Here is a 26,183-nt window from a genome sequence, read left to right as displayed (position 1 = left end):
CCTAAGGGTGACCTCAAGGCTGGCCCGAAGATGAATGGAGTGGGGATGTCCCGTTCACAGCTCGTTGCTGAACACTTGCCGCTGTTGCGCCGGTATGCACGCGCCCTGACGGGCAGCCAGGCCTCCGGTGACGCCTATGTCGCGGCCATGTTGGAAGCCATGCTTGGCGATCCGTCGGTGCTCGACGAAAGCCATGGGCCGCGCGCCGGCCTGTTCCGGCTGTTCACCCAGATCTGGAATTCGGTCTCCGTCAACGATGATGCCGAGGTGACGACACTGCCGATGCCGCCGGAGCGGCGGCTGTCGAACATCACACCCCTGCCACGGCAGGCCTTCCTGCTGCTCTCGCTCGAGGGCTTTTCGGAAGAGGAAGTCGCCTTCATCCTCGGCACCGACGTGAGCGAGACGCGGCGGCTTGCGGACGCTGCTGGACGCGAGATGGCGGCCGAGATCGCCACCGACGTGCTGATCATCGAGGACGAGACCTTCATTGCCATGGACCTCGAGAGCCTGGTGAAGAATCTCGGCCACAACGTCGTCGGCGTCGCGCGCACCCATGCCGATGCGGTGGCGCTGGCCAAGAACAAGCGGCCCGGCCTGATCCTCGCCGACATCCAGCTCGCCGACGGTTCGTCCGGCCTGGACGCCGTCAACGAGCTGCTCCGCACCTTCGAGGTGCCGGTGGTGTTCATTACCGCGTACCCCGAGCGATTCCTCACAGGCGAGCGCCCCGAGCCCGCGTTCCTGATCTCAAAACCGTTCCAGCCGGCGATGGTGTCTGCGGTGGCGAGCCAGGCGCTGTTCTTCCAGCGCAATTCGCGCAACCGCACGCCAAAGGCGCCGGCGGCCTGATAGAGGCTCCCGCGCAAGATTGATCCGGCGTGCTGCAAAGGCACGCCGGATTCTCAGTGTTTGCATGCCACGGCTTGACGGGCGTCGAATTGGCCGCTCATACCTCGTGCATCGGACTTCCCTCGGAAGCGTGCACATGGACCAGCAACTCCTCGATCGCCTCGCCATCCGCGACCTCGTCGAGAACTGGGCGGTGTGGCGCGACGCCGGCGACTGGGAGCGCTTTGCCACCGTCTGGCATGATGAAGGCTGGATGTCCGCCACCTGGTTTCAGGGGCCGGCGCGGGATTTCATGCGCGTCAGCCAGGAGGGGTTCGCCAAGGGCGTGCGCATCCTGCATTTCCTCGGCGGCACCAGCATCGACCTCGAGGGCGACCGGGCCATCGCCCAAACCAAGATGACGATCTCGCAGCGTGCCCTGGTGCACGACGTGCTCTGCGACGTCGTCTGCACCGGACGCTTCTACGATTTCCTGGAGAAGCGGCAGGGCGAATGGGGGATTGTCCGCCGCCAGCCGATCTACGAGAAGGACCGGATCGATCCGGTCGATCCCGCCGCGCCGCTTCAGCTCGACCAGAAAGCGCTCGCCGCGCTTCCCGAAGGCTATCGCCACCTCGCCTACATGCAGGAGCTGATCGGCTACAAGGTCAAGCGCGACATGCCGGGCCTCACCGGGCCTGAAGTCGAGAAGCTCTATGGTGAAGGGCGGGACTGGCTGGCGGGGATGGCCAAATAACGCGAAGCAAAAGTGAGCCCCAGACAAAAGTAAGGCGCGACTGGCATCACCACAGTCGCGCCCTACGTCGCCGGCTTATGGGGCAGGGGGGAATAGCCGGCTGCTGAGACGACTCCTGCCCGCGAAAGTCGTTCCACGCCTTGCAAAATATTTTGCGCGGCCGGCGACTTTTTCGCACACGGTTAAGTGATCGTGACGCCCGAGAACCCCTGATCCTTGGTCAGCGTTGTTCCCGCGATCGCCATGGGGCGAGGGATCGACAGCCATGTCACAGACTCAAAAGGCATTTTTAGGCGCCGTCGCAATTGCCGCGACGCTGGGCGCGGTGCAATTGGCCTCCGGCCACGATCTGGCCGACCGTTGGCAGGCGGTCGCCGATATTCCCAGTCACAGCACCAACTACGCGCCAAGCCACAACGTCAACCGAACCGGCAAGGCCGACCGCCTTGGCGAGATCAAACCGGCACCGGTTCCGACCCGAACCGTGTCGATGCGACTGAATGACCTTGCCGATACGTCGGTGCTGCTGCGGGTGCCGGCGGTGATCGAGACCGGCAATGCGAAGCCGCCGGTGCTGCTCCAAAACCAGAATCAGACCCTGCAGAAGGCCCGCAGCAAGCCGACGATCGCCTGCGAGCCGATGGTCAGCTCTCTGACCGAGATCGCCAAGCTGCTCCAGCCCGGCCGCTGCGTGACCTGATCTGGGCATTCGTCCAGTCAAGGCAGGCTCTGCCGCGCCCCATCACATCCTCTTGATCCGCCGTGTCGTCGCGCTATATCCGGGTTCCTCCCTTTGATTTGACCGGGTAAGCGCATGACGACGTCAGATACGGCTGTGCATACGCAGCCTTTCCAGGCCGAAGTTTCCGAACTGCTGCACCTCATGGTGCACTCCGTTTATTCGGAAACCGATATCTTCCTCCGCGAACTCATTTCCAATGCCTCCGATGCCTGCGACAAGCTGCGCTACGAGGCGATCGCAAATCCGGCGCTGCTGGGTGACGGCGAGGCGCTCAAGATCCGCATCATCCCGAACAAGACAGCCGGAACGCTCACGGTGGCGGACAATGGCATCGGCATGGAGCGACAGGAGCTGATCGATCATCTCGGCACCATCGCCCGCTCCGGCACCAAGGCGTTCGTGTCGAAGCTGAAGGAAGCCAAGGACGGCCTTGGCCTGATCGGTCAGTTCGGTGTCGGCTTCTATTCCGCCTTCATGGTCGCCGAGAAGATCGTCGTGATCAGCCGCCGTGCCGGTGAGAGTGACGTCTGGAGCTGGACGTCCTCCGGCGGCTCCGGGTTCGAGATCGCCCGTGCCAGTGACGAGGACGCGGCACGCGTGGCGCGCGGCACCGAGATCGTCCTGCACCTGAAGGAAGACGCGAAAAAATACCTCGAGACCTACGAGATCGAGCGCATCGTCGGTGCCTATTCCGACAACATCCTGTTTCCCATCGAGCTCGTGCCTGGTGAGGGCGAGCCGCGCCAGATCAATTCGGCAAGCGCGCTGTGGCAGCGCTCGAAATCCGAGCTGACCGCAGACGACTACAAGAAGGCCTATCAGCAGATCGCCTCCGCCTTCGATGATCCCGCGGTGACGCTGCATTACCGCGCCGAAGGCCGTTATTCCTACGCCGTGCTGCTGTTCGCGCCGTCGACGAAACCGTTCGACCTGTTCGAGCCGAACCGCAAGGGCCGCGTCAAGCTTTACGTCCGCCGCGTCTTCATCACCGATGATGCCGATCTGTTGCCGGGCTATCTCCGCTTCATCCGCGGCGTCGTCGACAGCGAGGATCTCCCGCTCAACATCTCCCGCGAGATGCTCCAGAACAATCCGCAGCTCGCGCAGATTCGCAAAGCCGTGGCGACTCGCGTCGTGTCCGAGCTCGAAAGCCTCGCCGAGAAGGATCCGGAGAATTTCGCCAAGATCTGGGATGCCTTTGGCGCCGTGCTGAAGGAAGGCATCTACGAGGATTTCGAACGTCGTGAAAAGCTGCTGGCGCTGTCGCGCTTTACCACGACGTCGGGTGAGAAGCGGTCGCTGAAGCAGGTGATCGCCGATTTCAAGTCGAACCAGACCGAGATCTACTATCTCGTCGGCGACAGCATCGAGCGGTTGAAGTCCAATCCGCGGCTTGAGGCCGCGACCGCGCGCGGCATCGAGGTGCTGCTGCTGTCCGATCCCGTCGATGCCTTCTGGACCTCGATGCCCTCGGAATTCGAGGGCAAGCCGCTGAAATCGCTGAGCCAGGGCGATCTCAACCTCGACCTGATCCCGCGCGTCGACGACAAGGACGAGGCGAAAAAGGATGAGCCTGAGGCGGATGAAGCCGCCACTATCGCGGTGATCAAGGCCGCCCTCGGGGAGCGCGTCAGCGACGTCAAGGCCTCGACGCGGCTCACCAGCTCGGCCTCGTGTCTCGTCGCCGACAGCCGGGGTCCGAGTCGCGAACTGGAGCGCATCCTGGCGCAGCAGAATCGCGGCATGAAGACCAAGCCGATCCTCGAGATCAATCTGCGCCATCCGATGGTGGGCGCGATCACCAAGGCGCAGGCGGGCTCGAAGGTGGTCGATGATCTCAGTCTCCTCCTGCTCGAACAGGCGCAGATCCTGGATGGCGAATTGCCGGAAGATCCGGCGGCGTTTGCGGCGAGGCTCAACCGCCTCGTGCTGCAGGGGCTCGGCGGCTAGTTTGCTCCACTCACCTTGCCGTCATCTGTCCCTGGGAACAGTCGCCTCTTGCGTGGTGTTATGCCATATGAGGCGGCTGGCATCCGCGCCGGCGCCTGACCAATTCGAGGTTTCGCCATGCGTCTGTCAATCTTGATGCTCATCGCGGTCTTCACGGTGCTGGGCGCGTCAGATGCCAGCGCCCAGACCTATGATCCGCGATACCCGGTGTGCATGCACGTCTATACGCCCGGCGGCTTCACCGGTGGCGGCGGTGACTATTTCGACTGCTCGTTCACCTCGCTGCCGCAATGCCGCGCCACGGCGTCGGGCCGCTCGGCCAGCTGCGACGTCAATCCCTATTACGCCTTCGATGAACCGCCGCCGCCGCGCCGCCGCCACAAGAAGGTGCACTAGCGCTGCGACTTCTGAGGACTGTCTTCATGCGCCACTCACTCGGCCTGATCATGACTTTCGGTGCCATGCTGGCGGCCGCGCCGCTGCATGCGCAGACTTTCGACCCCCGCTATCCCATCTGCATGCACGTCTATTCCGGCGCGAACGGCGGGGGCGGGGAGTGGTACGACTGTTCGTTCATCTCGGTACCGCAGTGCCGCGCCACGGCGTCGGGCCGCGCCGCGACCTGCGACCTTAATCCGTACTATCCCGTCAACGCCCCGGCCTCGCGCCCGCGTTACAGGCTAAACGGTTAAGGCCGGGCGGATTGCCGCTCCGCCTCGCCTGGGGCTTACCGCTACCCCTTCCTGAACCCCGGCAACTCCACCACCTGCGCCAGCGATCGTCTCGGCCATCGGCATGCCGCCGATCCCTCCGGCTTGACCAAGGGTCACCAGCGTTAATCCCGTACTAACCGGGTTTACCCTGTCTCTTAACATCTGGGCAGGCTCGCAGGTCTAAGCTGCTGGATCAGCACACACGGCCTGAGAGAATGAACGGCATGACCACCAGTGTCATTGAGCAACCGAAAGTCGCGCGCGCGCCCTCGGCTTCGAAAATCTGGCTGAAGGCGATCGAGCTCACCGCGCGGATCGAGACTTTGCCGGGCCGTCTGTTCGCTGACGTCGTCGACGATTGGGCGCGACGCCAGCCCGATCGCGCAGCGCTGGTCATGGACGAGGCCACTCTCGACTACGAAGGCCTGTCGAAGAGGATCAACCGCTATGCGCGCTGGGCGCGCTCGGCTGGGATTGCCAAGGACGACACCGTTGCTCTGATCATGCCGAACGGCATCGACTATGTCGCGGCCTGGCTCGGCATCAGCCGTGTCGGCGGCGTGGCCGCGTTGATCAACACCAAACTCGTTGGGCAATCGCTCGCGCATTGCATCGATGTCGCAAAGCCGTCGCATGTCATCGTTGCGCATAAGCTGACGGGGATGCTGGACAGCGCCGCGCCGTATCTGAAGACCGAAGCAAAAGTCTGGACCCATGGCGATGCCCGCGGCGAACGCGCGATCGACGTGGCGCTGGCCGCGCTCGACGATGGAGCGCTCTCGCCGGACGAATATGGCAACGTCGCCATCGATGACCGCGCGCTGCTGATCTATACCTCGGGCACCACCGGCCTCCCGAAGGCCGCCAGCATCAGCCACCGCCGCATCCTCAACTGGGGCTTTTGGTTCGCCGGCCTCACCGGGGCGACGCCGCAGGACCGGCTCTACGATTGCCTGCCGCTGTTCCACTCGGTCGGCGGCATTGTCGCGCCCTGCAGCATGCTGGCTGCCGGCGGGTCGGTGGTGATTGCGGAAAAGTTTTCGGCTTCGCATTTCTGGTCCGACATCGTCCGGCATGACTGCACGCTGTTCCAGTTCATCGGCGAGCTCTGCCGCTATCTGCTCAAGGCGCCGCCGTCGGAATATGAGAACGCGCATCGTCTGCGGCTCGTCTGTGGCAACGGCCTGCGTGGCGACATCTGGGAAGACTTTCAGGCGCGCTTTTCCATTCCCCGCATCCTCGAATTCTATGCGGCGACCGAAGGCAATTTCTCGCTGTTCAACGTCGAGGGGCAGCCCGGCGCGATCGGCCGCATTCCACCGCTGCTCGCGCACCGCTTTCCCGCGAGCCTCATCAAGCTCGACTCCGACAGCGGCGCGCCGTTACGCAACGAAGAAGGCTTTTGCATCGCCTGCGCCCGCGGTGAGGCCGGTGAAGCGATCGGCCGCATCGGTACCGCGGACCAGGGCGGCGGCCGTTTCGAGGGCTATACCGACGCGGGCGAGACCGAGAAGAAGATCCTGCGCGACGTCTTTGCCCGGGGCGATGCCTGGTTCCGCACCGGCGACCTGATGCGGCTCGACGACAAGGGCTTCTTCCACTTCGTCGACCGCATCGGCGACACCTTCCGCTGGAAGGGCGAGAACGTCGCGGCGTCGGAGGTGAACGATGCCGTGCGCGATTTCACCGGCGTGATTGATGCTACCACCTACGGTGTCAGCATCCCCGGCACTGACGGTCGCGCCGGCATGAGCGCGCTTGTCGTGAACGAGGGCTTTGACATCGCCGCGCTGCCCGCGCATCTGGGACAGCGCCTGCCGGCCTATGCCTGCCCCGTTTTCATCCGTATCTGCTGCGAGATCGACGCGACCGAGACCTTCAAGCAGAAGAAGGGCGACCTCGCGCGCGAAGGCTTCGATCCGGACGCGATAGCAGATCCGCTGTTCATGCTGGACCCGAAATCCGGCGCCTATGTCGCGCTCGACGCCGAGGCCCATGCGCAAATCGTGGACGGCACGATCAGGCTGTAACGCTGCGAAAATGCGCAGATAGGTCCAATTTTATCTGAATTGTCCAAGAAGCCATTTACTTCTGTCGGGTACACAGGCGGTCATGGGGAGGCGGTCAGCAAGAGCCGCCGCAACGCGAACAATCGATAACAACAAGCGAGCCAGCCATGTCGGTAAGGTCTAAGGTCATTGAAGCGATCCAGCAGATCGCCAAGGAGCAGCACGTCACGCTTCCCGCACTCTCGGACGATCTGTCCCTGCACGAGACGGGCTTCGACTCGCTCGCCTTCGCGATCTTGGTTGCGCGCCTCGAAGACGAGACCGGCGTCGACCCCTTCACCATTTCCGAGGACGCATCGTTCCCCGCGACCGTCGGCGATTTCGTGCGGGCCTACGAAAATGTCCCCGCGTGAGATCTTTGCGCTTCGCGACCATCTCGGCGCGGAGCTGAAGGGCCGCACGCTCTCGGACGCGCACCATGTTGTGTCGCTGACGGACATCCTGTCGCACACGGTCCTGGGTGGCTGTCTGCGCGAATTGTCCGGCCGCTGCGTGCTCCTCAAGCTATCCGACCAGCTCCGGTCCGGCCTTGCCATGATCGAGCTCGACGGCATTGCCCGTCGCATGCTGTTATGCCCACCCGATCTCAAGCCGGCGTATCTCGACACGTTGATCGCGGATGCCGGGATCGATGCTGTCGTCACCGACGACGACGATGGCTGGACCAACACCGGTGTCGCGCTCATCGTCACGGCGCAATTGCCGCTCGAAGCGGCCGCGCCGGCGAAGACCGAACGTGCCACGGAATGGCTGATGCTCACCTCGGGCACCTCGGGCGTGCCAAAGATCGTCGGCCACACGCTGGAAGCTCTCACCGGCGCGATCGTCGCCGAAGGTCCGCCGCGCGGGCCCGCGCCGGTATGGGCGACGTTTTACGACATCCGCCGCTATGGCGGCCTGCAAATCTTCCTCCGCGCCATCCTCTCCGGCGGCTCCATGGTGCTGTCGGATCCGCATGAGGCGTTGGCCGATCACGTCGTGCGGCTGAACGCGCGCGGCGTATCGCATATTTCCGGCACGCCCTCGCACTGGCGCAAGCTCCTGATGAGCGGCTCGGCGGCACAGTTCGCGCCGGCCTACGTCCGTCTCTCCGGCGAGATCGCCGATCAGGCGGTGCTGGACGGCCTGAAGGCGGCATTTCCCAATGCCTCGGTCGGTCATGCCTATGCCTCGACCGAGGCCGGCGTCGGCTTTGCTGTCAATGACGGGCTTGAGGGCTTTCCCGCCAACTATCTCGGCAACCGCAATGGTGTCGAGATGAAGGTGGTCGACGGCTCGCTGCGCATTCGCTCGACGCGCACCGCACATGCTTACATTGGCCGCGACGCTGCCGCGCTCACCGACGCGGATGGGTTTGTCGACAGCGGCGACATCGTCGAGTTGCGCGGCGATCGCTATTATTTCATCGGCCGCCGCGGCGGCATCATCAATATCGGCGGGCTGAAGGTTCACCCCGAGGAGATCGAGGCGGTGATCAACCGCCATCCCGACGTGCGGATGTCACGGGCCAAATCCCGCCGCAGTCCGATCACCGGCGGCATCGTTGTCGCCGACGTGATTCTCGCCGACGGCTGCGATCCTGCGCGCACGAAAGAGATCCGCGACCAGATTCTGGATCAGTGCCGCGCGCAACTCGCCTCACACAAGGTGCCGGCGGTCATCCGCTTCGTCGAGGCGCTCGATGTCACTCCGGCCGGCAAACTGGCGCGCACCGATGCATAACGTTCTAGTCACCGGCGGCAGCCGCGGCATCGGCCTTGCGATTGCAAGGCGCCTCGCCGGCGCCGGCTTCAACGTGATTGCGGCCGCACGGCGCGAGAGCGAGGAGCTCAAGGCCGGGATCGCCGGGTCCGAAGGACGCCTGCATTTCCGCGCCTGCGATCTCGCCGTGATCGATGCGATCCCGGCGTTCGCAAAGCTCGTCCGCGACGAATTCGGCCCGATCTACGGCCTCGTCAACAATGCCGGCCTCGGCACCGAAGGCCTGCTCGCGACCATGCACAATTCCGAGATCGCGGCGCTGGTGCAGCTCAACGTGCTGTCGCCGATTATCCTCACCAAATACGTGGCGCGGCAGATGATGGCCGATGGCGCCGGCCGCATCATCAACATCTCATCTATCATCGCCACCACCGGCTATAACGGCCTCTCGGTCTATGGCGCCACCAAGGCCGCTGCCACCGGCTTCACCCGCTCGCTGGCGCGCGAGGTCGGCAAGCTCGGCATCACCGTGAACGCGATCGCGCCGGGTTTCATCGAGACCGAGCTGACGCACAATCTCTCCGACGAGGGACGCAAGCGCATCGCCGGCCGCAGCGCGCTGCGCCGCCTGCCCGAGACCGAGGACGTCGCGCGCATGGTGGAATATCTGCTCGGCGAGGGCGGGCGCAACGTCACTGGCACCGTGTTCACGATCGACGCGGGGAATACGGCATAAGCGGAACTCCGCCGCCGCCATAGAGTTGATCCGGCCCAATTTCAATTCACCGGATGTGGTCGTAAGATGCCTCGCAACCGGCTGGGTTACGTCAATCCGTCTGCCCTAACCGACAGGGAGCAGTCATGACCATGCCTGACATGACCCCTTCAAATCAGGGCCAGACGGAGCAATCCCGCGCGACGTCCGATGACGGCCGTTGTCCGCCGATGACGCATCAGAATTTCGGTGGCAACGGCCATGAGATGTATCCGCAGCAATTCGTGCGTCTGATCGGCTGTCATGACGCCTCTCTCGATGTCTTGCGCAAGCGTCAGGACGAGAAGCTGCACTAGCCGCTCACGTCCGGTGCCATCAAGGTCTTCGGCAAATCAATCGGCGACGGCGGCGGTCGGCCTTTCCGGCATCTTCACCGGCGATTGCGTCGAGGCCCGTATGCCGGCGTACGGGTGAGGTCGCGTCCTCGTGGCCGAAGGCGGACGCTTCGATGATTCCGCGGCAATCATTTTCGATAAATCAAGAGTAAACACCATTTGCGATGCGCCGTTGATGTCGATCAAAGTGCGACATTGCATCGCGGTGCGAGCTTGTTGTTCAGCTCCATTTGGCCAATGATCGGGACGTCGCGGCGAGACCGGCCGGCGAACCCTGATCGGTCCTGCCGCGTATCTGTTTTTCAACGTGCCATCCCAACCATCCGGCATCCCCCGATGACATCAGGCGAATCCTTTTACGGCGGCATTCCGGTCTTCCGCGGTTTCACCAGCCTGATGGATCCGGTGCTGTATTCGCCGCTGCCGAACAATTGGAGCATCGGCGTTGCGGACATCGTCGATTCCACCAAGGCGATCGCGGCGCAGCGCTACAAAGCGGTGAACATGGCCGGCGCCGCCGTGATCGCGGCGGTGACGAACGCGTTGGAGGGGCGCGAATTCCCTTTCGTGTTCGGCGGCGACGGAGCGAGCTTTGCGGTCGCGCCTCACGATCTTGAACTTGCCCGCGACGCGCTGGCGGCAACCGCGACCTGGGTACGGGAGGACCTCGATCTGAAGATGCGCGTCGCCCTGGTGCCGGTCAGCGCCATCCGTGCGCAGGGCCTTGACGTACGCGTCGCACGCTTCGGTCCGTCGGCGAACCTGTCCTATGCGATGTTCTCCGGCGGCGGCCTGGCCTGGGCGGACGCCGCGATGAAGCGCGGCGAGTTCGCGGTGGCTGAAGCGCCAAACGGTACGCAGCCCGATCTCTCCGGCCTGTCCTGCCGCTTCGAGGTAATGCCTGCGTCACGCGGATTGATTCTCTCGGTGCTGGTGATGCCGGCGCGCGGCGCTGACCCGCTGGCTTTCCGCAAGGTGATCGAGGACGTCATCCATCTCGCCGAGCGCAGTCCGGATGCCGGCCGTCCAGTGCCGGCGCAGGGGCCGCCGCTGAAATGGCCGCCGCAGGGGCTGGATTATGAAGCCCGCACCAAGCGCCGCGGCCCTCTGCTCGTGCGCCGCGCCACCGTCCTGGCCTACACGTTGTTCGCCTATCTGATCATGCGCTTCGACATCAAGGTCGGCGGCTTCGTGCCAAACGTCTACAAGCGTCAGGTGGTCGAGAACTCGGACTTCAGGAAATATGACGACGGACTGCGCATGATCCTCGACTGTACGGCCGAGCTCGAACGCGCGCTGAGCGATCGTCTCGCTGCGGCCGCGCGCGATGGCATCGTGCGCTACGGCCTCTACCAGCAGGACGCGGCGATGATGACCTGCTTCACGCCCTCGGCGCTGCGCAGTGATCACGTCCATTTCATCGACGGCGCGCGGGGCGGCTATGCCTCGGCTGCCACGGCGTTGAAGGCGATGGTGGCGTGAACCGCTAGCGTCCCGCGCGCGTCCAGGTCTCGCCGCCGCAGAGTGCGCCGACGCAGCCTTCGACCCGCAACGAATCCGCGCCCGTCACCGTGACGCTGCTCGCATAGGTGCTGCCGTCGTCGGCATTGTAGATCTGGCCCGACCATTTGTTCGGAGCTGACGGCTGCATGTCGCTGAACAATGGCAGGCCGATCATCGGACGCTTCGCGAGCGCGGGATTGGGATTCTTGCTGTCGGTCGCGGGCTGGCCGGTCGCGGTGTCATAGGGTTCGCGCAGCCAGACGATGTGGCCGCAGATGCCACCGCCGCATCTGCTGATCTTCACGCGCGCATCGCCTGCCTGGGTGAGCCAAGTGCCATCGGCGCTCTGCGCATGGGCGCTCGCTGCGCCAAGCAGTGCAGCCAGGACGACGAAGGGAAGCGCGAATCTGCTGAACATGGAGAGTGCCCCCGAAAATGAAGGCGCCTCCCATAGCAGGCCGGCAGGATAGTGCAACGCTGGATAGAATCACATTCCCGCGCTTATTGCGTGCGCCTATTCGCCTGCGCTCATTTGCCCCAGCGCACGAAGGCGACCGAGGCGGCGGTCGACAGCCCGAACACGACCATGGCGCCGCCGACCAGAGCGAACAAGGTCCAGGCCGGCGCCTGCACCATCATGAGGCTGACGCCGCCGACCGCGACGATCAGGAGCCGCGCCGTGGAGGCGAGCACGGGCCCGCCGACGCGCGCCGCGCCTTGTGAGGAGAAATACAACGATACGCCCATGCCGAAGAACACGAAAGCCGGACCTGCCCAGTAGAAATAGCTGTAGGCAGCGGCGGTTACGCCGGGATCCCGTGTGAAGAGCGCGACCCATAGCGACGGATCGAGCGCGATCACGAGGCCGATCAGGCCGACCGTGAGCCCGGAGGCGGTCGCCGCGGTCCAGGCCACGCGCCGCGCGCGCTTCAAATGTCCGGCGCCGATTGCCATGCCGACCATCGGCACCGATGCGATGCCGAAGGCGAAGGTGATCGGGATCAGCAGGAATTCCAGCCGCGACCCGATGCCGTAGCCGGCCAGCATCTCGGTGCCGAAGGTCGCGAGGATTTTTGTGAAGATCAGAATGGTGAGCACGGTCTGGAGGGGCGACAGGCAAGCCACCGCGCCCACCTTGAGAATGTCCAGGAACATCGCCCGCTCGAAATGGAAGGCGCGGACGTCGAGCTGCAATCGGCTGCGGCCGGACAAGAGATACCAGAGCAAAAAGACCGCGGCGCAGCTGAACGCGATCAGCTGGCCGCTCGCTACGCCCGGCATGCCGAACTGCTTCACGCCGAACAGGCCGAGGCCGAGGGTGCCGCCGAGCGCGACCTGGAGCACGCTCGCCCCGATCAGCGTCATCGAAGGCAGACGCATATCGCCGGTGCCGCGGATTGCCGAGGCCAGCGTGTTGACGAGCCAGATCGCGACGGCGCCGGAGAACAGCACCTGCGAATAGCCGCTGGCCTCCTCGAGCACGCGCTCGCGGCCGCCGAGCAGCGCAAAGAACGAGCGGCCGAACACGAGCATCATCACCGTGAAGAACAGCCCGCCGCAGAGGCCTATGATGGCCGCATGCAGCGCGAGCGTCGCGGCGCGGTCGCGATCTCCCGCCCCGAGCGCGCGGCTGATCGCGGAGGAGACGCCACCACCCATCGCGCCCGCGCTCATCATCTGCGTCAGCATTGCGAACGGAAACACCAGCGCGATCGCGGCGAGCGGGATGGTGCCGAGCCGGCCGATATAGGAGGTCTCGGCGATCGCAACCAGCGTGCTGCCGACCATCGCGATCATGTTGGGAATCGTGAGCCGCAGCAATGTCGGCAGGATCGGCGCCGTCAGCAGGCTGGCGATGGGGGAGGCGACCGGCGCAATCGGCGGGACGGCGTCTGCAGAGGCGTCGATCGTCATGTTCACCGGGCGGGACGTTAAATGATGGTTGACATATTATAGGGCGTGAGGCGGCCGGCGCAGCCCTTGCTCACGCAGGGCTCACCACGGCAGGCCGCATAGGTCGATGGTGCCCAGCGTCGGCGCGCGGACGATGTCGAAGACGTAGGGTGCCATGTAGTCGAAGCGGATTCGGCCCTCCGGCTGTTCGCAATAGACCTCGCCCTTGAAGGGCTGCCATCTGCGCGCCTCGTAGAACGCGAAATTGTGCGGCTCGCAGAACAGCAGCGCGAAGCGCACCGCCTCGTTGGCGCGCATGGTGTGCACCGCCGCGTCCATCGCCATGGTCGCGTAGCCGCGGCCGCGCCGGTCCTCGCGGGTGCAGACGCCGCCGATGCCGCCGACATGGACCTTCTGCCCGTTCCAGGTGACGGTTCGGAAGTAGACGCCGACATGGCAGACGAGACCATCCTCGGGCGTTTCGATCAGCACGCGGAGATCGGCATTGGCCCATTTGACATGAGCCCAGGGCTTATCCGCGACCATGTGCGGGCCCCAGACCGCCTGGTGCAGCGGCTCTGCGATCGGCCACGAGGCGTCGCCGTTCAGGATGTCGATTTCGATGCTCATGACTTTCTCTTTCGCAACGTCGGTTGATGCATTCGTTCTGGGATAAGCGCCTCAAAGGCAATGTTATTTTGTACCAGGGCACCCAGCCGCGCGAATGCCCGCGTGCTGCGACGATTTATGCAATCGTGCCAAGCGTCCGCCTCACGCATTTTCGCAAATTGGCGGTATTTAACGGCCACGGAACCTTCTATAAGGGGTGACCGTTAGAACTCGTTCCCACCAGTTGCGGACAAGAAGCCATGACCTTTACGCTGCCCCCCCTCCCTTACGCCTATGACGCCCTCGGCCAGTACATGTCGAAGGAGACGCTGGAATATCATCACGACAAGCATCATCAGGCCTACGTCACCAACGGCAACAACGCGCTCAAGGGGACCGAATGGGAAGGCCAATCCCTTGAAGAGATCGTCAAGGGCTCGTTCGGCAAGAACCCCGCGGTGTTCAACAATGCCGGCCAGCACTACAATCACATTCATTTCTGGAGCTGGATGAAGCCCAATGGCGGCGGCACCAAGCTGCCGGGCAAGCTCGAGAAGAAGATCAACGAGGACCTCGGCGGCTTCGAGAAGTTCAAGACCGACTTCCAGGCGGCCGGCGTCGGCCAGTTTGGCTCCGGCTGGTGCTGGCTCCAGGTCAAGAACGGCAAGCTTGAGATCTCCAAGACCCCGAACGGCGAGAATCCGCTGGTGCACGGCGCCACCCCGATCCTCGGCTGCGACGTCTGGGAGCACTCCTACTACATCGACTATCGGAACCGCCGTCCGGACTATCTCAAGGCGTTCGTCGAGAACCTCGTGAACTGGGAATACGTCGAGTCCCTGTTCGAGAAGGCGTGAGGTCTCATCTCGTCATTCCGGGATGGTGCGCCAGCACCAGACCCGGAATCTCGAGATTCCGGGTTCGCACTTCGTGCGTCCCGGAATGACAGACAAGGCGGTCGTCTGCGGCCGCCTTTTTGCTATGCGGAATTGCCTTGCGCGGTGCGCGCATGGGTGTGTCATCACACCGTTTGCATCACATCGCCGGCGCGCTTAATCAGGACGGGCATCCCCTCGATCCGACCCAAGCCCGTTTGTCAGAACCTTCCCCGAAAGACCCGGCGTCTGCCGAGGACGCGGACTCCGAGCCGCGGCCTGGGCGTGTGCGCAAGCCGATCGGCTGGTCGACCATCATCATCGCGGTCCTGGTGGCGGTGAGCGCCGCTCTGGTCTGGCGGCGTGACGGCACGGGCGGTGTTCTCGACATTCTCACCCACGACCTTTCGCTGTTCGGCGGCATCCTGCCGCGCGTGCTGGCCGGCTGTCTGCTCGGTGCGTTCATCTCGGAGATCCTGCCGCACGAAAAGGTCTCGCGCTCGCTCGGGCCGAAATCCGGCCTGATGGGGCTTCTGATCGGCACCGCCTTCGGCGCGATCCTGCCGGGCGGTCCCTTCACCGCCTATCCGGTCGCGAGCGCGCTGCTCGCGGTCGGCGCCGATTTCGGAGCCACCATCGCCATGGTCGTGAGCTGGACCCTGATCGGCTACGGTCGGGCGGTGGCATGGGAAATCCCGATCATGGGCACCGATTTCACGCTGTGGCGGATCGTGATCTCGCTGCCGCTGCCGGTGCTCGCCGGCGCGCTCGGCCGCTTCGTCTATGTCCGGCTCTATCCGAAGCCGATGACGAAGGATGACGAGACGTGAGCGCCGCGCTTCTGATCGACATCTTGTTGTGGAGTTCGGTGTTCGGCGTCGGCCTGATCGCCTTCGGCCGCGGCCCTGCCGTGTTCAGCGCTTCGCTGCGCGAAGGCTCGCTGGACTTCATCAACATCGTGCCGCGGATCGCGCTGGGGGTGATCGGCTCCGGCTACATCGCCGCCATCATCCCGCAGCAGGTGATCACCGGGTGGCTCGGGCCGGACAGCGGATGGCTCGGGGTCGCGTCCGCCGTGGTCGCCGGTGCCGCCACGCCGGGCGGACCTGTCATCGGCTTCTCCATCGGCACGGTGGCGCTGAAGTCGGGCGGCGGGGTGCCCCAGGTGGTTGCCTATGTCGTCGCCTGGGCCCTGTTCGCGTTCCAGCGGGTGATCCTGTGGGAGATCCCATTCATGCCGGCTCGTTTCGTCTGGTTCCGCTGCGCCGTATCGGTGCCGTTCCCGTTCGTGGCGGCCGCCATCGCCATGCTGATCGGCAAGCCTTGAGCCCGGCGTGGACAGACGCAATGTTATAATATAACGTCCTCGCATGGTTCCCGCCGTGTCTCACGCCCGTCATCACGACCACTCCCACGACCACGTGCATTCGCAGGGGCATGACCACACCCATGCCCATGTCCATGATCCCGCTTCGCCGCATCCGGCCCAGGCGGCCCCCTGGTCGATCCTGCGCATGACCATGGCCGGCCGCCTCGCGGCCGCGCTCGCTGTCTGCGCGGTGCTCTGGGGCATGGTCTTTCTGGCGATGAGGTGACCATGGCGGCACTGCACTTCCACAACGTCACGCTCGGCTATGACCGGCATCCGGCCGTGCACCATCTCAATGGCGAGGTCGCATCCGGCGCGCTGGTCGCAGTGATCGGCCCGAACGGCGCCGGCAAGTCGACGCTGCTGCGCGGCATCGTCGGCATCCTCAAGCCGCTCGACGGCAGCATCCACCTCGGCGGCCTCGACAGCAGGGACATCGCCTACCTGCCGCAGAGCGCCGAGATCGACCGCAGCTTTCCGATCTCGGTGTTCGATTTCGTCGGCACCGGGCTGTGGCGCGGGACCGGCCTGTTCGGCGGCATCGGCAAGGCTGCGCGGGACAAAATCCTGCGCGCAATTGCCGCCGTTGGCCTCAACGGTTTCGAGAACCGTCCGATCGGCACGCTCTCCGGCGGCCAGATGCAACGCGTGCTGTTCGCCCGGGTGCTGCTTCAGGACGCGAGTCTGATCGTGCTCGACGAGCCCTTCAACGCCATCGACAGCAAGACCACGGCCGATCTGCTCGCGCTGGTGAAGAATTGGCACACCGAGGGCCGCACCGTGCTGGCCGCGCTGCACGATATGGAGATGGTGCGTACCCATTTCAGCGAGACACTGGTGCTGGCGCGCGGCCCCGTGGCCTGGGGACCGACGGCCGAGGTGCTGACGCCGGAAAACCTGATGGTTGCGATGCGGATGTGCGAGGCTTTCGACGACAGCGCGGCGGCCTGCGCCGGCGACGACGGGCGGTCGCAGGCGGCGTGATTGCAAATGGCCTATGACGCGCTGATCGGTCCGTTCACCGAATTCGAGTTCATGCGGCGGGCACTCGCCGCCGTGATCGCACTGTCGCTGGCAGGCGCGCCGATCGGCGTGTTCCTGATGCTGCGGCGGATGAGCCTCGTCGGCGATGCCATGGCACATGCGATCCTGCCGGGCGCCGCCGTTGGCTTCCTGCTCTCCGGGCTCAACCTGTTCGCGATGACCGCCGGCGGCCTGATCGCCGGCTTTGCGGTCGCAATCCTCGCCGGTGTGGTCGCGCGCTCGACCGGGCTGAAGGAGGACGCTTCGCTGGCCACCTTCTACCTGGCCTCGCTGGCGCTCGGCGTTACCATCGTCTCGATCAAGGGGACCAATATCGACCTGTTGCATGTACTGTTCGGCAACATTCTCGCGATGGACGACCAGACGCTGCTAGTGGTGGCCTTCAACGCCACGGTGACGCTCCTGGTGCTTGCGGTGATCTACCGCCCGCTGGTGATCGAGAGCGTCGATCCCTTGTTCCTGCGCACGGTGAGTCGCGCCGGGGGCCCTGCGCATCTCGCCTTCCTCGCGCTCGTCGTGATCAACCTCGTCAACGGCTTTCAGGCGCTCGGCACGCTGCTTGCGGTCGGCCTCATGATCCTGCCGGCCGGCATTGCGCGATTCTGGTCGCGCGATCTCACCGCCATGATCTGCATCGCCGTGATTGCTGCCGCGGTTTCGGGCTATGCCGGCCTCGTGCTGTCGTTCCAGACCCGAGTGCCGTCGGGCCCTGCGATCATTCTCGTGGCGACGGTGCTCTACGTGGCCTCCGTCCTGTTCGGCCGCGTCGGCGGTATCGTCCGGCAATTGTTTCCCGGCCGGCATCTGGAAGCGTGACGATGCGGCTCATCCTGCTTTGCGCGCTGTTGCTGATCGCCTCGCCGCTGCACGCCGCCGAGCGGCTCAACGTGGTCGCGAGCTTCTCGATCCTGGCCGATTTCGTCCGCAATGTCGGTGGTGACCGGATCAATCTGACCACGCTGGTCGGCGCCGACAGCGACGTCCACGTCTACACGCCTGCGCCGAGCGATGCGAAGCGGATCGCCGATGCAAAGCTCGTCGTCGTCAACGGGCTCGGCCTCGAGGGATGGCTGCCGCGGCTCGTGCAATCCTCCGGCAGCAAGGCGACGGTCGTGACTGCAAGCGCCGGTATCACGCCCCTGAAATTGGGTTCGGCCGCAGATCCCCACGCTTGGCAGTCCATCCCCAATACCAAGATCTACGTCACCGATATCGCCAATGCGCTCGCCGCTGCTGCCCCGGATGACGCGGAGTTCTTCCGCGCTCGGGCCAAAGCCTATCTGGAAACACTCGAAGCCCTCGACAGTGAGGTCCGCGAAGCCGTGGCGAGAATCCCACTGGAGCGGCGCAAGGTGATCTCCACCCACGACGCCTTCGGCTATTTTTCCGCCGAATACGGTATCCGGTTCATCGCCCCCTTGGGCGTCTCCACGGAGACCGAGCCCAGCGCGCGCGACATCGCCGCGATCATCGGCCAGATCAAGGCCGAAAAAATCCCGGCAGTATTCCTGGAAAATATCAGCGATGACCGGCTGATCCGGCGGATCGCGGCCGAGACCGGCGCAAAGGTCGGCGGGACCCTGATTTCCGACGGTTTAACCGGCGAAAAGGGGCCTGCACCCACTTACATTGACATGGTCAGGCACAATATAAAGGCCCTGATCAGCGCGCTTGACCATTAGGGCAGGGGGCCACCCCGCCTCGCGTCGCGCGAAAGCCCGAAATCCGGAGTTGTTATGTCTGAAGTGACCTCCCCAAAAATTCCCGTGACCGTCCTGACCGGCTATCTCGGTGCCGGCAAGACCACGCTTTTGAATCGCATCCTGTCGGAAAACCACGGCAAGAAATACGCTGTCATCGTCAACGAATTCGGCGAGATCGGCATCGACAACGATCTCATCATCGGCGCCGATGAGGAAGTGTTCGAGATGAACAACGGTTGCATCTGCTGCACCGTGCGCGGCGACCTCGTGCGCATCATGGACGGCTTGATGAAGCGCAAGGGGAAGTTCGACGCCATCATCGTCGAGACCACGGGCCTTGCCGATCCCGCGCCCGTCGCCCAGACCTTCTTCGTCGACGAGGACGTGCAGAAAAACGCGCGGCTCGACGCAGTGGTGACGGTCGCCGATGCAAAGTGGTTGTCCGACCGGCTGAAAGACGCGCCCGAGGCGAAGAACCAGATCGCGTTCGCCGACGTGATCGTGCTGAACAAGACCGATCTCGTCAACAAGGGCGAGCTCGCGGAGGTCGAGGCCCGCATCCGCGCCATCAATCCCTATGCGAAGCTGCATCGCACCGAGCGCTGTTCGGTGGCGCTGGCTGACGTGCTCGATCGCGGCGCGTTCGACCTCGACCGCATCCTCGACATCGAGCCGGATTTCCTTGAGGCCGATGATCATGATCACGACCATGATCATCACCACCGTGGTCACGACCATCATCACGGCCATGGCCTGAAGCACTATCACGACGAGGACATGCAGTCGCTGTCATTGAAAACCGACAAGCCGCTCGATCCGAACGTGTTCATGCCCTGGCTCCAGAACCTGGTGCAGGTCGAGGGCGGCAAGATCCTGCGCTCCAAGGGCATCCTCGCCTTCCACGATGACGATGACCGCTACGTCTTCCAAGGCGTCCACATGATGCTGGAGGGCAACCACCAGCGGAAGTGGAAGGAGGGTGAGCCGCGCGAGAGCCGCCTCGTCTTCATCGGCCGCGAACTGCCGGAAGAGGCCATCCGCAAGGGTTTTGAGAGCTGCATCGTCTCGTGATGAAAGAGTTTACGCCGGCTCCTGATTCCGCCTCGATCGTCTCCGTCACCGACCGCGTCAAGCCGATCGCGCTCGGCATGGGCGTGACCTCGGCGCATTTCCTGGCCGATCGGGCCGCCTTCGTCGGCGGCGAGGAGAAAGTCGCGCTGGTCGACGCCAAGGGCGAGATCAGCACGGTCGCCGTGCACAGCGGCGGCATTCTCTCGACCGCCTCCGACGGCAAGCGCCTCGTCATGGGCGGCGACGACGGCAAGGTCGTGTCGCTCGATGCCAAGGGCGAGGTGACGCTGCTCGCCACCGACCCCAAAATGCGCTGGATCGATGCGGTGGCGCTGCATCCAGACGGCGCCTTAGCGTGGTCGGCTGGCAAGACGGCGAACGTCAAGAGCGGCAAGAACGAGGAGAAGTCGATCGAAGTGCCCTCGACGGTCGGCGGGCTTGCCTTCGCGCCAAAAGGCCTGCGGCTTGCGATCGCACATTACAACGGCGCGACGTTGTGGTTTCCCAACATGGCTGCCACAGCCGAATTCCTCCCGTGGGCCGGCTCGCATCTCGCCGTCACCTTCAGCCCGGACAACAAGTTCCTGGTCACCGCGATGCACGAGGCGGCGCTGCACGGCTGGCGGCTCGCCGATAACAGGCACATGCGCATGACCGGCTATCCCGGCCGCGTCCGCTCGATGTCCTGGAGCGCCGGCGGCAAGGCTCTGGCGACCTCGGGCGCCGACACCGTCATCCTGTGGCCGTTTGCCAGCAAGGACGGTCCGATGGGCAAGGAGCCCGCGATGCTCGCGCCGCTCCAGGCCCGCGTGTCCGTGGTGGCCTGCCACCCCAAGAACGATATCCTTGCCGCCGGCTACAGCGACGGCACCGTGCTGATGGTGCGGCTGGAGGACGGTGCGGAAATCCTGGTCCGCCGCAACGGCACGCCACCCGTGGCCGCGCTCGCCTGGAACGCCAAGGGCACGCTGCTGGCGTTTGCGGATGAAAATGGGGACGGCGGCCTGCTGGAGCTTTAATCTGTCATGGTCCCGGCCGTATAGGGGACCATGCGGTTTCTGACGACATTCCAGATTGCCGATTTTGCAGACACGCTGATCAGCCTGTTCACGGCCTTCGTGCTGGGGACGCTGATCGGCGCCGCGGCAGTACCGCCAGCGCACCGCGGGCCTGCGCACCAATGTGCTGGTCGCGGTCGGCGCCGCCGCCTTTGTCGATCTCGCCATGCATCTGGATGGCGCCGCCGGCGCGGTGCGGGTGATCTCCTACGTCGTCTCCGGCATCGGATTCCTCGGCGCCGGTGTCATTATGAAGCAGGGCATGGACGTGCGCGGGCTCAATACGGCCGCGACGCTATGGGCCTCCGCCGCGGTCGGCTCCTGCGCCGGGGCCGACATGGTCGCGCAGGCCGCGGCGCTGACCGTGTTCGTCATCGCCGGAAACACACTGCTGCGTCCACTCGTCAATGCTATCAATCGCATTCCGCTGAATGAGCGGGCACTGGAGGCGACCTATTACTTCAAGATAGCGGTGGCGGCCGACGCTCTGCCTGACATGCGCGACCGCCTCGTCGAGAGGTTGGAAGCCGCGAAATATTCCGTTGCTGATATCGACCTGGTGGAGATCGGCGAGGACATCCTGGAGATCGTCGCAAAGCTGGTAGCGACCGCGGTCGATCCGAACGAGCTGAACGCGGTCGCGACGGATCTCCAGCACCTTCCGGGCGTGCGCCACGCCACTTGGGAAGTCAGCACCACGGATTGAGCGCGGCGTTTTAGCGCGCAGGGGTGCGGTTCCCGCCCGGGCAGGCGCGGAACCCGCGCGCGGCCATTTCGTTGGTCCCGCGGGCAAACGCGGTGATCGACATGACAGGCAATGAGAAGCGCAGACTGAAACTCGACCTGATGATCGCCTGCTCGCTGTTCGCCGCGGGCGTCGTGGTGTCGGGCCTGTCGCTTGCGCAGATTCGCGCCGAGAACCGGATGCAGATGGCGCAGGCAACGCCACCGCTCCAGGGCACTCCTTCGGACGATCAGGGCAAGACGCCTGCGGAGTCCAAGCCCGGCGGTGATCGCCCGACCACGCCGGCTCCCGAGCCCGCACGGCCCGAATCCCAGACGCAAGGCGCGGCGACCAAGCCCGCGCTGCCGGCGGCGCCTGCGGAGAAGATCGCGCCGCCGATCAAGGAGAAATAACGACAGCCAGTTGCGGCGTCACCGCTGGGCTTGTCCCGGCCATCCACGTTCTTGGCGTCCCGCGAAAGAAAGTGCGTCGATGCCCGGGACAGGCCGGACATGACGGCAGAGCCCTCACCGCACCAGAATATTCCGGAACTGCCAGGGATCGCTCGTGTCGATGTCTTCCGGGAACAGTCCCGGACGATCGGTCAGCGGCGTCCAATCGGTGTAGAAGCCCTTCACCGGGCCGAGATAGGGCAGCTGGATTTCCAAGAGACGTTCGAAATCCATCTCGTCGGCTTCGACGATACCTTCGTTCGGATTCTCCAGCGCCCATACCATGCCGGCGAGCACGGCGGAGGTCACTTGCAAGCCGGTGGCGTTCTGGTAGGGCGCAAGCCTGCGGGTCTCTTCGATGGAGAGCTGCGATCCGTACCAATAGGCATTGTTGTCATGGCCGAACAGCAGCACGCCGAGCTCGTCGATGCCATCGACGATTTCGTTCTCATCGAGGATGTGGTGCTTTTCCTGCATCTTCGCCGCGCGGCCGAACATTTCATGCAGCGAGAGCACGGCATCGTCGGCCGGATGATAGGCATAGTGACAGGTCGGCCGATAGATCGCCGTGCCCGATGCGTCGCGCACCGTGAAGTAATCGGAGATCGAGATCGACTCGTTGTGGGTGACGAGGAAGCCATACTGCGCGCCGCGGGTCGGGCACCAGGTGCGCACGCGCGTGTTGGCGCCCGGCTGCATTAGATAAATGGCGGCGCCGCAGCCCGCTTCGTGGGTCCGCGCATTCTCCGGCATCCATTTCTCATGGGTGCCCCAACCGAGTTCTGAGGGCTGCACGCCTTCCGACAGGAAACCTTCCACCGACCAGGTGTTGACGAAGACGTCAGGCTCTTTCGGGTTCCTGGAGCGCTGGGTGTCGCGTTCGGCGATGTGAATGCCCTTGACGCCGGCCTGCCGCATCAGGTCCGCCCATTCGGCCTTGGTCTTCGGCTTGGGGGCATTGAGCTTCAGATCCGCGGCGACGTTGAGCAGCGCCTGCTTGACGAAGAAAGAGACCATGCCAGGATTGGCACCACAGCAGGAAACGGCCGTCGTGGAGCCCGCCGGGCGCGCCTTCTTGGCGGCCAGCGTCACTTCGCGAAGAGCGTAGTTGGAGCGCGCTTCCGGGCCCTTCGAAGCGTCGAAATAGAAGCCGAGCCAGGGCTCGTTGACGGTATCAATGTAGAGAGCGCCAAGTTCGTTGCAGAGCTCCATGATGTCGGTGGAGCCGGTGTCGACTGAAAGATTGACACAAAAGCCCTGACCGCCGCCTTCGGTGAGTAGCGGGGTCAGCAACTCGCGATAATTGTCCTTGGTCACGCCCTTCTGGATGAAGCGTACATTGTGCTTCTCGCAATGCGCCTTGCGGCCCTCGTCCTTGGGATCGATCACGGTGACGCGCGACTTGTCGTAATCGAGATGCCGTTCGATCAGCGGCAACGTGCCTTTGCCGATAGAGCCGAAGCCGACCATGACAATGGGACCGGTGATCTTCGCGTAGATCTGCGAGGCGGGGCTCATGGGATGGTTTCTCCGGAACGTGATGGCAGACAAAGAGTGAGGGTGTGGATCAGGCGCTGCGGCGCTTGGCGGTGACTTCGATCTCGACCTTCATCTCAGGCTTGTAGAGCGCCGAGACGACCAGAAGCGTTGCGGCCGGGCGGATGTCGCCGAGGACTTCGCCGCAGACGGCGAAATGGGCGTCAGCGTCTTTGATGTCTGTGAGGTAGTAGGTCGCGCGGACGATGTCGGCCATCTCGAAACCACCCTCCTTCAGGGCGGCTTCAATGGTCTTGAAGCAGTTGCGTGACTGGCTCGTGACGTCGGCCGGCATCGTCATGGTCGTGTAGTCATAGCCCGTGGTTCCCGCGACGAAGGCGAACTCGCCGTCGATCACGGCGCGGCTATAGCCGGCGGCCTTCTCGAACGGGGAGCCGGTGGAAATCAGGCGACGGGACATGCTCTCGGACCTCAACTGAAGGGAGGGATGTTTCGCGGGTTTAAAGGGCGTTTCTCGGGCCCGTGCAACCCCAAACGAACAGCATCAAGTCAGCAGCCGGGCATGGCCGCTGGCTGCGGCTTCGGTCGTTGCGATCACCGCAATGCCTTAGGCCGCGTGCGCCTGGAGAGCGCGAACCGCCCTCCGTTTGGGCAGGGCCGCTCCGGTCGGAACGATCATCCCTTCCGCGCCGTCGAGCGCGCCTTCCGCAAACTCGATCGCCAGCAGCCGGTTGCGCTCGAACGGGCCGGGCAGCGACAACGCGCCGGTTTTCTCGGGCGAGAAGCCGAAGCGAGCGTAGTACGGGGCGTCGCCGAGCAGGATCACGGCACCATGCCCGCGCGCCCGGGCGGCGGCCAGCGCTTGATGCATCAGCGCGGCGCCGATCCCGAGTTCGCGGCAGGCAGAGTCGACCGCCAGCGGTCCAAGGACCAGAGCGGGCCTGCCTCCGGCGCTGACGTGCCACAGCCGCACGGTTCCCACGAGCTGTCCCTCGCGCACGGCCGACAGGGCAAGGCCTGTGGCAGGCGCGCGTCCGTCGCGCAGGCGCTGGCAGGTCCGGCCATGGCGGTTCTCGCCAAAGCAGGCATCGAGCAACGCTTCACGCATCGCGACGTCGGCAGCACGCTCCGCTCGGATCGCGAACGGAGCGGCTTTCGAAGTGAGGGCGATCTGTGGCTTCCGAGGAGCAGTCATGGCGCGTCAGTCCCCGCTTGAACGGACATGCGAGAGGCACATCGGTCCAAGACGTCGTCAGAATTGAAATTGTGAGGGAGGAGCCGGCAAGCCGGCTCCCGGGTTCGTCAGGCCTCAAGAGAGAGGCGGATCAGATGTGGTACGTCTTCAGCGGCGGGATGCCGTTGAACGCCACCGACGAGTAGGTCGACGTATACGCCCCGGTGCCTTCGATCAGCACCTTGTCGCCGATCTCGAGCGTCACGGGGAGTGGATACGGGGTCTTCTCGTACAGCACGTCGGCGCTGTCGCAGGTCGGGCCCGCGAGCACGCACGGCGTCATGTCCGCACCGTCGTGACGGGTACGGATGGCGTAACGGATCGACTCGTCCATCGTCTCGGCGAGACCGCCGAACTTGCCGATGTCCAGGTACACCCAGCGCACCTCGTCCTCGTCGCTCTTCTTCGAGATGAGCACGACCTCGGATTCGATGATACCGGCATTGCCCACCATGCCGCGGCCCGGCTCGATGATGGTCTCCGGGATCTGGTTGCCGAAGTGCTTGCGCAGCGCGCGGAAGATCGACCGGCCGTAGGTCACTACCGGCGGCACGTCCTTGAGGTACTTGGTCGGGAAGCCGCCGCCCATGTTGACCATGGAGAGGTTGATGCCGCGCTCGGCGCAGTCGCGGAACACCTGCGAGGCCATCGCCAGCGCACGGTCCCACGCCTTCACCTTGCGCTGCTGCGAGCCGACATGGAAGGAGATGCCGCACGGCTCCAAACCAAGGCGCTTGGCGACGTCGAGCACCTCGACCGCCATCTCCGGGTCGCAGCCGAACTTGCGGGACAGCGGCCATTCGGCGCCGGCGCAGTCATAGAGGATGCGGCAGAACACCTTCGCGCCGGGGGCGGCACGGGCGACCTTCTCGACCTCGGCGGCGCAGTCCACCGCGAAAAGCCGAATGCCCAGCGCGAAGGCGCGCGCGATATCGCGCTCCTTCTTGATCGTGTTGCCGAAGGAGATGCGGTCGGGCGTCGCTCCAGCGGCCAGCGCCATCTCGATCTCGGCGACGGTCGCGGTATCGAAGCAGGAGCCCATGGAGGCGAGCAGGGCCAGCACTTCCGGCGCCGGGTTCGCCTTGACGGCATAGAACACGCGGCTGTCGGGCAGCGCCCTGGCGAAGCTCTGGTAATTGTCGCGCACGACCTCGAGGTCGACGACGAGGCACGGCTCGGTGTCGAGGCCATCCTTGCGGCGGTTGCGCAGGAATTCCTGGATACGTTCGGTCATGGCACTCTCCCAAACGGCCCAGCGACGGGCCCGTTCAAAACATG

Annotated in this window: 29 protein-coding genes and 1 pseudogene; 23 read left to right on the top strand and 7 right to left on the bottom strand. The window is 64.5% G+C overall.

Annotated features, from left to right (window positions below):
- Window positions 1-45 precede the first annotated feature (45 nt).
- From IVA92_RS24975 to IVA92_RS24920, 12 genes are all read left to right on the top strand, one after another.
- Window positions 46-852, top strand: coding sequence for a response regulator (locus IVA92_RS24975; protein ID WP_247277730.1), 807 nt, complete (start codon window positions 46-48; stop codon window positions 850-852).
- Window positions 853-988: 136 nt separating this feature from the next.
- Window positions 989-1,588 (top strand): nuclear transport factor 2 family protein, encoded by a 600-nt coding sequence (locus IVA92_RS24970; RefSeq protein ID WP_247277729.1) that lies wholly within the window; start codon window positions 989-991, stop codon window positions 1,586-1,588.
- A gap of 265 nt (window positions 1,589-1,853) precedes the next feature.
- The gene (locus tag IVA92_RS24965; protein ID WP_247277728.1) at window positions 1,854-2,288 is read left to right on the top strand and encodes a hypothetical protein; all 435 of its coding nucleotides are present in this window, start codon (window positions 1,854-1,856) and stop codon (window positions 2,286-2,288) included.
- A 114-nt stretch (window positions 2,289-2,402) separates the two neighbouring features.
- Entirely contained in the window at window positions 2,403-4,280 is a 1,878-nt protein-coding gene (htpG, locus tag IVA92_RS24960; RefSeq protein WP_247277727.1) for a molecular chaperone HtpG, read from the top strand.
- 117 nt (window positions 4,281-4,397) lie between these two features.
- Entirely contained in the window at window positions 4,398-4,676 is a 279-nt protein-coding gene (locus IVA92_RS24955; protein WP_247277726.1) for a DUF3551 domain-containing protein, read from the top strand.
- Window positions 4,677-4,702: 26 nt separating this feature from the next.
- The gene (locus IVA92_RS24950) at window positions 4,703-4,972 is read left to right on the top strand and encodes a DUF3551 domain-containing protein (RefSeq protein ID WP_247277725.1); all 270 of its coding nucleotides are present in this window, start codon (window positions 4,703-4,705) and stop codon (window positions 4,970-4,972) included.
- 236 nt (window positions 4,973-5,208) lie between these two features.
- Window positions 5,209-7,023 carry a long-chain-acyl-CoA synthetase gene (locus tag IVA92_RS24945; RefSeq protein ID WP_247277724.1) on the top strand — a complete coding sequence of 605 codons (1,815 nt, stop codon included), beginning with the start codon at window positions 5,209-5,211 and terminating at the stop codon, window positions 7,021-7,023.
- Between the two features lie 146 nt (window positions 7,024-7,169).
- On the top strand, window positions 7,170-7,415 hold the full coding sequence (locus tag IVA92_RS24940; RefSeq protein WP_247277723.1) for an acyl carrier protein: 246 nt from the start codon (window positions 7,170-7,172) through the stop codon (window positions 7,413-7,415).
- A complete protein-coding gene (locus tag IVA92_RS24935; RefSeq protein ID WP_247277722.1) occupies window positions 7,402-8,784 on the top strand; it encodes a fatty acid--CoA ligase family protein in 1,383 nt (460 codons plus the stop codon). Before IVA92_RS24940 ends, IVA92_RS24935 begins: the two co-directional genes overlap by 14 nt.
- The gene (locus tag IVA92_RS24930; protein WP_247277721.1) at window positions 8,777-9,499 is read left to right on the top strand and encodes an SDR family NAD(P)-dependent oxidoreductase; all 723 of its coding nucleotides are present in this window, start codon (window positions 8,777-8,779) and stop codon (window positions 9,497-9,499) included. The genes IVA92_RS24935 and IVA92_RS24930 overlap by 8 nt, the downstream gene beginning before the upstream one ends.
- A gap of 125 nt (window positions 9,500-9,624) precedes the next feature.
- On the top strand, window positions 9,625-9,834 hold the full coding sequence (locus IVA92_RS24925; protein WP_247277720.1) for a hypothetical protein: 210 nt from the start codon (window positions 9,625-9,627) through the stop codon (window positions 9,832-9,834).
- Between the two features lie 375 nt (window positions 9,835-10,209).
- Window positions 10,210-11,355, top strand: a complete 1,146-nt coding sequence (locus IVA92_RS24920) for a DUF3095 domain-containing protein (RefSeq protein ID WP_247277719.1) — start codon at window positions 10,210-10,212, stop codon at window positions 11,353-11,355.
- 4 nt (window positions 11,356-11,359) lie between these two features.
- Here IVA92_RS24920 and IVA92_RS24915 read toward each other — a convergent pair whose 3' ends face one another.
- The 3 genes from IVA92_RS24915 to IVA92_RS24905 all read right to left on the bottom strand — a co-directional run bounded on the left by IVA92_RS24915 (window position 11,360) and on the right by IVA92_RS24905 (window position 13,899).
- Window positions 11,360-11,794, bottom strand: a complete 435-nt coding sequence (locus IVA92_RS24915) for a DUF2147 domain-containing protein (protein ID WP_247277718.1) — start codon at window positions 11,792-11,794, stop codon at window positions 11,360-11,362.
- Between the two features lie 110 nt (window positions 11,795-11,904).
- Entirely contained in the window at window positions 11,905-13,290 is a 1,386-nt protein-coding gene (locus IVA92_RS24910) for an MATE family efflux transporter (protein WP_247277717.1), read from the bottom strand.
- A gap of 81 nt (window positions 13,291-13,371) precedes the next feature.
- On the bottom strand, window positions 13,372-13,899 hold the full coding sequence (locus tag IVA92_RS24905) for a GNAT family N-acetyltransferase (protein WP_247277716.1): 528 nt from the start codon (window positions 13,897-13,899) through the stop codon (window positions 13,372-13,374).
- Between the two features lie 239 nt (window positions 13,900-14,138).
- Between IVA92_RS24905 and IVA92_RS24900 the strand changes: the two genes are divergently transcribed.
- The 11 genes and pseudogenes from IVA92_RS24900 to IVA92_RS24850 all read left to right on the top strand — a co-directional run bounded on the left by IVA92_RS24900 (window position 14,139) and on the right by IVA92_RS24850 (window position 22,135).
- Window positions 14,139-14,735 (top strand): superoxide dismutase, encoded by a 597-nt coding sequence (locus IVA92_RS24900; protein ID WP_247277715.1) that lies wholly within the window; start codon window positions 14,139-14,141, stop codon window positions 14,733-14,735.
- 236 nt (window positions 14,736-14,971) lie between these two features.
- Entirely contained in the window at window positions 14,972-15,583 is a 612-nt protein-coding gene (locus IVA92_RS24895; RefSeq protein ID WP_247277714.1) for a permease, read from the top strand.
- Window positions 15,580-16,080 carry a hypothetical protein gene (locus IVA92_RS24890; RefSeq protein ID WP_247277713.1) on the top strand — a complete coding sequence of 167 codons (501 nt, stop codon included), beginning with the start codon at window positions 15,580-15,582 and terminating at the stop codon, window positions 16,078-16,080. Before IVA92_RS24895 ends, IVA92_RS24890 begins: the two co-directional genes overlap by 4 nt.
- 43 nt (window positions 16,081-16,123) lie before the next feature.
- The gene (locus tag IVA92_RS24885) at window positions 16,124-16,348 is read left to right on the top strand and encodes a hypothetical protein (protein WP_247277712.1); all 225 of its coding nucleotides are present in this window, start codon (window positions 16,124-16,126) and stop codon (window positions 16,346-16,348) included.
- A 2-nt stretch (window positions 16,349-16,350) separates the two neighbouring features.
- Window positions 16,351-17,106 carry an ABC transporter ATP-binding protein gene (locus IVA92_RS24880; RefSeq protein WP_247277711.1) on the top strand — a complete coding sequence of 252 codons (756 nt, stop codon included), beginning with the start codon at window positions 16,351-16,353 and terminating at the stop codon, window positions 17,104-17,106.
- Window positions 17,107-17,112: 6 nt separating this feature from the next.
- Window positions 17,113-17,982, top strand: coding sequence for a metal ABC transporter permease (locus tag IVA92_RS24875; RefSeq protein ID WP_247277710.1), 870 nt, complete (start codon window positions 17,113-17,115; stop codon window positions 17,980-17,982).
- Window positions 17,983-17,984: 2 nt separating this feature from the next.
- Window positions 17,985-18,848 (top strand): zinc ABC transporter substrate-binding protein, encoded by an 864-nt coding sequence (locus tag IVA92_RS24870; RefSeq protein WP_247277709.1) that lies wholly within the window; start codon window positions 17,985-17,987, stop codon window positions 18,846-18,848.
- Between the two features lie 54 nt (window positions 18,849-18,902).
- Window positions 18,903-19,940: a GTP-binding protein gene (locus IVA92_RS24865; protein ID WP_247277708.1), complete on the top strand. Its 1,038-nt coding sequence runs from the start codon at window positions 18,903-18,905 to the stop codon at window positions 19,938-19,940.
- On the top strand, window positions 19,940-20,959 hold the full coding sequence (locus tag IVA92_RS24860; protein ID WP_247277707.1) for a WD40 repeat domain-containing protein: 1,020 nt from the start codon (window positions 19,940-19,942) through the stop codon (window positions 20,957-20,959). Before IVA92_RS24865 ends, IVA92_RS24860 begins: the two co-directional genes overlap by 1 nt.
- Window positions 20,960-20,989: 30 nt before the next feature.
- A pseudogene (locus IVA92_RS24855) lies at window positions 20,990-21,704 on the top strand (MgtC/SapB family protein).
- 101 nt (window positions 21,705-21,805) lie between these two features.
- Window positions 21,806-22,135, top strand: coding sequence for a hypothetical protein (locus IVA92_RS24850; protein WP_247277762.1), 330 nt, complete (start codon window positions 21,806-21,808; stop codon window positions 22,133-22,135).
- A 114-nt stretch (window positions 22,136-22,249) separates the two neighbouring features.
- On the opposite strand, the gene IVA92_RS24845 is transcribed toward IVA92_RS24850, so the two are convergent.
- From IVA92_RS24845 to IVA92_RS24830, 4 genes are all read right to left on the bottom strand, one after another.
- On the bottom strand, window positions 22,250-23,692 hold the full coding sequence (locus IVA92_RS24845; protein ID WP_247277706.1) for a homospermidine synthase: 1,443 nt from the start codon (window positions 23,690-23,692) through the stop codon (window positions 22,250-22,252).
- 49 nt (window positions 23,693-23,741) lie between these two features.
- The gene (locus IVA92_RS24840) at window positions 23,742-24,131 is read right to left on the bottom strand and encodes a RidA family protein (protein ID WP_247277705.1); all 390 of its coding nucleotides are present in this window, start codon (window positions 24,129-24,131) and stop codon (window positions 23,742-23,744) included.
- A 147-nt stretch (window positions 24,132-24,278) separates the two neighbouring features.
- Complete coding sequence (locus tag IVA92_RS24835; RefSeq protein ID WP_247277704.1) at window positions 24,279-24,866, bottom strand: N-acetyltransferase; 588 nt, start codon at window positions 24,864-24,866, stop codon at window positions 24,279-24,281.
- A gap of 130 nt (window positions 24,867-24,996) precedes the next feature.
- Window positions 24,997-26,139 carry a type III PLP-dependent enzyme gene (locus IVA92_RS24830; protein WP_247277703.1) on the bottom strand — a complete coding sequence of 381 codons (1,143 nt, stop codon included), beginning with the start codon at window positions 26,137-26,139 and terminating at the stop codon, window positions 24,997-24,999.
- Window positions 26,140-26,183: the final 44 nt, after the last annotated feature.

The sequence above is a fragment of the Bradyrhizobium sp. 154 genome, assembly GCF_023073875.1.
GTDB lineage: Bacteria > Pseudomonadota > Alphaproteobacteria > Rhizobiales > Xanthobacteraceae > Bradyrhizobium.
The sequence above is the reverse complement of the archived record's forward strand: the minus strand, read 5'-3'. Positions and strand labels throughout refer to the sequence as shown.

Bases quoted from the DNA above. Each gene is read 5' to 3' on its own strand.
- IVA92_RS24975 (WP_247277730.1), top strand. From the start codon at position 46: ATGTCCCGTTCACAGCTCGTTGCTGAACACTTGCCGCTGTTGCGCCGG.
- IVA92_RS24970 (WP_247277729.1), top strand. From the start codon at position 989: ATGGACCAGCAACTCCTCGATCGCCTCGCCATCCGCGACCTCGTCGAG.
- IVA92_RS24965 (WP_247277728.1), top strand. From the start codon at position 1,854: ATGTCACAGACTCAAAAGGCATTTTTAGGCGCCGTCGCAATTGCCGCG.
- htpG (WP_247277727.1), top strand. From the start codon at position 2,403: ATGACGACGTCAGATACGGCTGTGCATACGCAGCCTTTCCAGGCCGAA.
- IVA92_RS24955 (WP_247277726.1), top strand. From the start codon at position 4,398: ATGCGTCTGTCAATCTTGATGCTCATCGCGGTCTTCACGGTGCTGGGC.
- IVA92_RS24950 (WP_247277725.1), top strand. From the start codon at position 4,703: ATGCGCCACTCACTCGGCCTGATCATGACTTTCGGTGCCATGCTGGCG.
- IVA92_RS24945 (WP_247277724.1), top strand. From the start codon at position 5,209: ATGAACGGCATGACCACCAGTGTCATTGAGCAACCGAAAGTCGCGCGC.
- IVA92_RS24940 (WP_247277723.1), top strand. From the start codon at position 7,170: ATGTCGGTAAGGTCTAAGGTCATTGAAGCGATCCAGCAGATCGCCAAG.
- IVA92_RS24935 (WP_247277722.1), top strand. From the start codon at position 7,402: ATGTCCCCGCGTGAGATCTTTGCGCTTCGCGACCATCTCGGCGCGGAG.
- IVA92_RS24930 (WP_247277721.1), top strand. From the start codon at position 8,777: ATGCATAACGTTCTAGTCACCGGCGGCAGCCGCGGCATCGGCCTTGCG.
- IVA92_RS24925 (WP_247277720.1), top strand. From the start codon at position 9,625: ATGACCATGCCTGACATGACCCCTTCAAATCAGGGCCAGACGGAGCAA.
- IVA92_RS24920 (WP_247277719.1), top strand. From the start codon at position 10,210: ATGACATCAGGCGAATCCTTTTACGGCGGCATTCCGGTCTTCCGCGGT.
- IVA92_RS24915 (WP_247277718.1), bottom strand. From the start codon at position 11,794: ATGTTCAGCAGATTCGCGCTTCCCTTCGTCGTCCTGGCTGCACTGCTT.
- IVA92_RS24910 (WP_247277717.1), bottom strand. From the start codon at position 13,290: ATGACGATCGACGCCTCTGCAGACGCCGTCCCGCCGATTGCGCCGGTC.
- IVA92_RS24905 (WP_247277716.1), bottom strand. From the start codon at position 13,899: ATGAGCATCGAAATCGACATCCTGAACGGCGACGCCTCGTGGCCGATC.
- IVA92_RS24900 (WP_247277715.1), top strand. From the start codon at position 14,139: ATGACCTTTACGCTGCCCCCCCTCCCTTACGCCTATGACGCCCTCGGC.
- IVA92_RS24885 (WP_247277712.1), top strand. From the start codon at position 16,124: ATGGTTCCCGCCGTGTCTCACGCCCGTCATCACGACCACTCCCACGAC.
- IVA92_RS24880 (WP_247277711.1), top strand. From the start codon at position 16,351: ATGGCGGCACTGCACTTCCACAACGTCACGCTCGGCTATGACCGGCAT.
- IVA92_RS24875 (WP_247277710.1), top strand. From the start codon at position 17,113: ATGGCCTATGACGCGCTGATCGGTCCGTTCACCGAATTCGAGTTCATG.
- IVA92_RS24870 (WP_247277709.1), top strand. From the start codon at position 17,985: ATGCGGCTCATCCTGCTTTGCGCGCTGTTGCTGATCGCCTCGCCGCTG.
- IVA92_RS24865 (WP_247277708.1), top strand. From the start codon at position 18,903: ATGTCTGAAGTGACCTCCCCAAAAATTCCCGTGACCGTCCTGACCGGC.
- IVA92_RS24860 (WP_247277707.1), top strand. From the start codon at position 19,940: ATGAAAGAGTTTACGCCGGCTCCTGATTCCGCCTCGATCGTCTCCGTC.
- IVA92_RS24850 (WP_247277762.1), top strand. From the start codon at position 21,806: ATGACAGGCAATGAGAAGCGCAGACTGAAACTCGACCTGATGATCGCC.
- IVA92_RS24845 (WP_247277706.1), bottom strand. From the start codon at position 23,692: ATGAGCCCCGCCTCGCAGATCTACGCGAAGATCACCGGTCCCATTGTC.
- IVA92_RS24840 (WP_247277705.1), bottom strand. From the start codon at position 24,131: ATGTCCCGTCGCCTGATTTCCACCGGCTCCCCGTTCGAGAAGGCCGCC.
- IVA92_RS24835 (WP_247277704.1), bottom strand. From the start codon at position 24,866: ATGACTGCTCCTCGGAAGCCACAGATCGCCCTCACTTCGAAAGCCGCT.
- IVA92_RS24830 (WP_247277703.1), bottom strand. From the start codon at position 26,139: ATGACCGAACGTATCCAGGAATTCCTGCGCAACCGCCGCAAGGATGGC.